The organism is Streptomyces sp. NPDC058646, from assembly GCF_042716875.1.
Lineage (GTDB): Bacteria > Actinomycetota > Actinomycetes > Streptomycetales > Streptomycetaceae > Streptomyces.
Genome location: NZ_JBHXRK010000072.1, coordinates 1 through 4,048, shown reverse-complemented (window position 1 = coordinate 4,048; position 4,048 = coordinate 1). Strand labels below are relative to the sequence as shown.

The 4,048-nt window shown below is 66.6% G+C and carries 4 protein-coding genes; 1 reads left to right on the top strand and 3 read right to left on the bottom strand.

The genetic code is table 11. From position 1 onward, the window contains the following. Both ACFWUZ_RS36145 and ACFWUZ_RS36140 read right to left on the bottom strand, forming a co-directional pair. Positions 1 to 112 (bottom strand): transposase (locus tag ACFWUZ_RS36145; RefSeq protein WP_384382349.1); only part of this gene is annotated, 112 nt, incomplete at its 3' end. Between the two features lie 82 nt (positions 113 to 194). Next, a complete protein-coding gene (locus tag ACFWUZ_RS36140) occupies positions 195 to 1,358 on the bottom strand; it encodes a HEAT repeat domain-containing protein (RefSeq protein WP_384382345.1) in 1,164 nt (387 codons plus the stop codon). 314 nt (positions 1,359 to 1,672) lie between these two features. Between ACFWUZ_RS36140 and ACFWUZ_RS36135 the strand changes: the two genes are divergently transcribed. Next, on the top strand, positions 1,673 to 2,977 hold the full coding sequence (locus ACFWUZ_RS36135; RefSeq protein WP_384382343.1) for a NucA/NucB deoxyribonuclease domain-containing protein: 1,305 nt from the start codon (positions 1,673 to 1,675) through the stop codon (positions 2,975 to 2,977). A 44-nt stretch (positions 2,978 to 3,021) separates the two neighbouring features. On the opposite strand, the gene ACFWUZ_RS36130 is transcribed toward ACFWUZ_RS36135, so the two are convergent. Further along, positions 3,022 to 3,471 (bottom strand): hypothetical protein, encoded by a 450-nt coding sequence (locus ACFWUZ_RS36130; RefSeq protein ID WP_384382347.1) that lies wholly within the window; start codon positions 3,469 to 3,471, stop codon positions 3,022 to 3,024. Between the last annotated feature and the right edge of the window lie 577 nt (positions 3,472 to 4,048).

The following is a 4,048-nucleotide window of genomic DNA, read 5'->3' as shown; positions in this document are numbered from 1 at the left end:
CGGTGTTCACCCCGAGATCACCGGCGACCGACTTGATCGTCGCTCCCGGCCTCGACCGGTACAACGCGACCGCGTCCGCCTTGAACTCGGCGGGATAGTGCTTCATCCCCACGGGGACTCCGTTCTCCTGGACCATCAAGATCCAAGTCTCTCCGGTGTCCACAATCCGGGGTCAAGGCCCGGTGGACCAGCTATCAGCGGTGCGGGGCCCACGGGTCGTCGTACCCCACCGGATCGGGCGGTTCGGGGTGGAGCATCTTTCGGACGCAGCGCTGCAGACCTGTCTCGTCGGATGCACCGGCGGCGGCCATCCAGGGCAAGACGTCCATGGCGTGGGCGCGCTCGTCGGTCGCGAGGTCGTCGACGGTGGCGCGCAAGTCGTCCGGGGCGGGTTCCTCGGTGAGACAGAGCCAGCCGATCGCGGCGGCCAGCAGGACCTCGGGCGCCTGTGCCCGGTCTCGCCACCGCTCTCGTATCCACTCGGTGGTCGGCGGGTGGGGGTGAGCGCGGGTGGCTTCGGCGGTGGCGAGGACCAGGGCGGCGCGGACGATCGGATCCTGCTCAACGGCGAGCCGGGTGCGGAAGACGGCACGGACGGTCCGGTCGGTGGGGGTGGCCAGGGCGTAGGCGGCGCGGATGCGGATTGCGGGGTCGGGGTCGTCGAGAAAGGACCGAAGGAGGGCGGTGTCGGCAGTGATCGCGGCCCGGGCGGCGTCGATCGACCAGCCCGCCGGGTAGCCGCTCACCTCTACGCCGTAGCCGTCGTAGAGGTCGTCGTAGGTCTCGGCGCGATGGAGCAGGAGTTGGTCGCGGGAGGCGACGCCGAAGTGACGGGCTCGGGCCGGGCAGGAGACTTCGGCGAGCGCGTCGACACGGTGAGGGTGGCGAGTATCGGCGGCGATCCGGATCAGGAACGGCACGGCGAGCACGGCAGCAGCCCGCATGTCGTTGGCGCACATGCCGCTCACCACGCCCGTTCCGCTGCGACCGGGCGAGTCGCCGGTGTGCAGCAGGTGGACGGCCTCCCTGACACGATTCCCCTGAGGGAAGTGCTCCCAGGGAACTTCGCCGAGCAGAAAATCATCCTTGGCTTCGGGCCGGAGGTCGGCCATAACCGCCCGCACGTCGAACGGCCCGCCCGCGAACGAGGACAGCTCGGCACCGTCCGCCAGCGCCCGACACATCGCCAACGTCGGATCGGTCCGCCACTCGCCCACGTCACACCACCCCATCGCAAAGTCCGATCGGAGCCGATCATGCCCGAGCGGACCGACATCAGTGTCGAAGTACTGCCCTCGCGCCGCGGGGTAGACACGAGGCCAGGCTTGCCCGAGGCAGGCCGCGCGGAGGGTGCACATCGGGCCCGCCTGTTCGAAGCCAGACGTTAAACGTCAAGCTGAGCTTGAGTACCGTCCAGTCCGTGTGGATCAGCCAATGGCTTGTCCAGAACGCGCCGTAGGCGATGAAACCCCTGGCAAATGCGTCCACTTGTTCGATATCTATGAGTGTTCGAGCTTGATCCACTCACTCGAAAACCCATGGGGGAATCATCACTGCTACGACATGGTCGCGTCGCACCCGTGTGGCGGCGTTAGCCGCCCTTACAACAGCCTTGCTGTTGCCCGCGGGTAGTCCGGCATCCGCGGCCGCCCTTCCTCAGGCTCGCACGTTCATGCTCGCGCCCGGCTCAGCCCTCCCGCCTCTTGAGGAGCTGCGGCAGGGCGCGGCACCACAGCTACTTGCTGGCATTGACTCGCAGAGTGAGGCGGCAACCACGCCGATGGAGGTTGTCGGCCCGGCAGCTTCGTACGGCGTCAAGACGACGACGCCTGCAGTCATCGCTTCCGAACGTGCTGGTCAGAGCCAGGGGCACGCCGCCTCCTTCCTGGCGCCGGCGGCAGTCTCCTACCCGGAACCCGCCCGCGCAGTGACGCTGGACGAATGCAAGCGCAACCTTGCTGGGGCATCCCAGGTCTATATCAAGTCGAGGTTCGCCGTCTGCACAGGCTTGAAGGTGAGCACCATCTGGGAGAAGCAGAGCGGTGCGGTCGGAACCAGCTCGTACACGGTGTACGTGCGTGGCACGGTTCCGAAGGAGGCGGACCGCACGATCTACTTCGACTATGACGTGACGGACTTCACCGCAGTGGGCTCCACGGGTGTCTCAGGTTTGAAGATCGGCCTCAAGGGTGATGTAGCGCAGGACTGGCCGGCTGCAGCGACACCTGTCGTCGGCAAGACCCTGCCGGTGACCAGGACGTGGCTGGAGATGCAGTCCAACCCTCACTACTCCCACTCCGTCCGCTACGCGCCTGGGCAGGGTACCGGGGCTGGCGCGGCGGATCTGATCGCCGCCGTCTACCAGCCGTCGGTGACCTCCACGCTACCGGCGGGGTGGGTGGGGGAAAGCCCCAAGACCGGCAAGCCGTTCATGTTCGCGCCGCGGTGGGATGCGGCCTCCTACCTCCGGAACTCCACCGGTGCGGGTAACCCGGCAAACAAGGGCGGGGCAGCCTTCAGCATGATCGCCACTCTCGAGTACAGCTCGCAGCCGGGTGCACCAGAGAAGGCTGTGGCCGACCACATTAAGCAGGCTTTCTCGAACCCGACGGCCACCAAGCCGCTCAACGCGCTCAAGAACGTCCCTGGCGATACGGTCCAGGAACCTCTGCACCGCCTGTTCCTCGATACGAAGCGGCACGAACGCAACCGGGCAGTGGCTGTCCGGGAGTGCAAGCGGTATTGGGGGGCAAACTACACCGACGGCGGCAAGGAGTGTGACGAGTTCCCCTTCGCCTCCACCTACCAGGGCTCCGCAGTGGAGGAGTACGACCCGCATGTCGAGAAGAACAACTTCTCTGCGATGCCGGTCCCCAAAACTGAGAACGGCGCAGCCGGCACGCTACTGCGCGGCTTCTATAACAACAACCGCATCATCGACGGCCTCGAAGACGGCTTCATCGTGAAGATCAGCTGACCTGGGAAAGCGGGTGTCGGGCTCGCCTGGTCGGGCCCGGCACCTCAGTCGGACTTCGGCCAGAAATCGATCGCGTAGCGCTCTACGCCGTAGGCCGTGCCCTCAGATTGCGTCTCCCTCTCCACCTCAGTCCTGCCCGCACACCGCACACGCACCCGCCACATGCCAGGTCGGCCCAGCCGGATCAGATCCTCAGAGCGGCCTGCCCCCCACACCGCCACATCGCCGGTCACCGACTCGAAATCGGTCTCAGCCTGCTCCTCCCAGTCGCCGGCCTCGGCACCGGGACTGCTGTCCCATACCCGGACCGCGAGAAGTGCAGTGTGGGTATGGCCGGCGCTGAACACATCGAACCGTCGGACATGCCCCTGCAGGAACACCCCCCACTGGAAGTCGTCCGGGAACGGCACCGGAACCACACTGTCGTCCGATTCCTGCAACCCGAAGGACCAGAACTCAACCCGCGCGTCCAACTCCTGCTGCCGCAACAACATAGCCACAGCCCCTGCCCCCTTCACCCACAGAGTCAATTCCTTCTCACGAGCCTAGAACAACGCCCTGCATCACCCACGGAAGCAGGCCACACTGCTCCGCGCCTGGCCGCGCCCGGAAACTGGTTGTCCCCGGCTTGGCTTCCGGGCGCAAGCATTCCTCTTCTCCCCAGGCAGAGGACTCGTTCCGACTCCTTTGCTGAACGACACCACATCGCGCGCTTCAGGCGGCGAGCCGTACCGGTACCGCCGCGGCTCCCGCTTCCAGGCGCGCCCACCGTTCCCAGGCGGTGGCTTCCTCTGCCCACTGGGCATGGCGCACCCGCGCCAGCCGTCGAGTTCGTCCCCGAACCCTGCGCGGGCGGCCGCAAGGAGGTCGAGCAGAAGCCACACTGCAGTCCGCTCGTGGGCGGCGGCCCCGACCTGGACGGTAGCGGAGGCCAGCAATCACCAGCCTCGTACGGCCCCACCCGTTCGCGGGAAACCGCTATTGAACTTGATTGGGTGATGTCGGAGCTGTTCGCCTGACAGCTTCCGGACCGTTCCGGTAGCTGTGGGTTGTGAGGTACGCGCAGGGCGG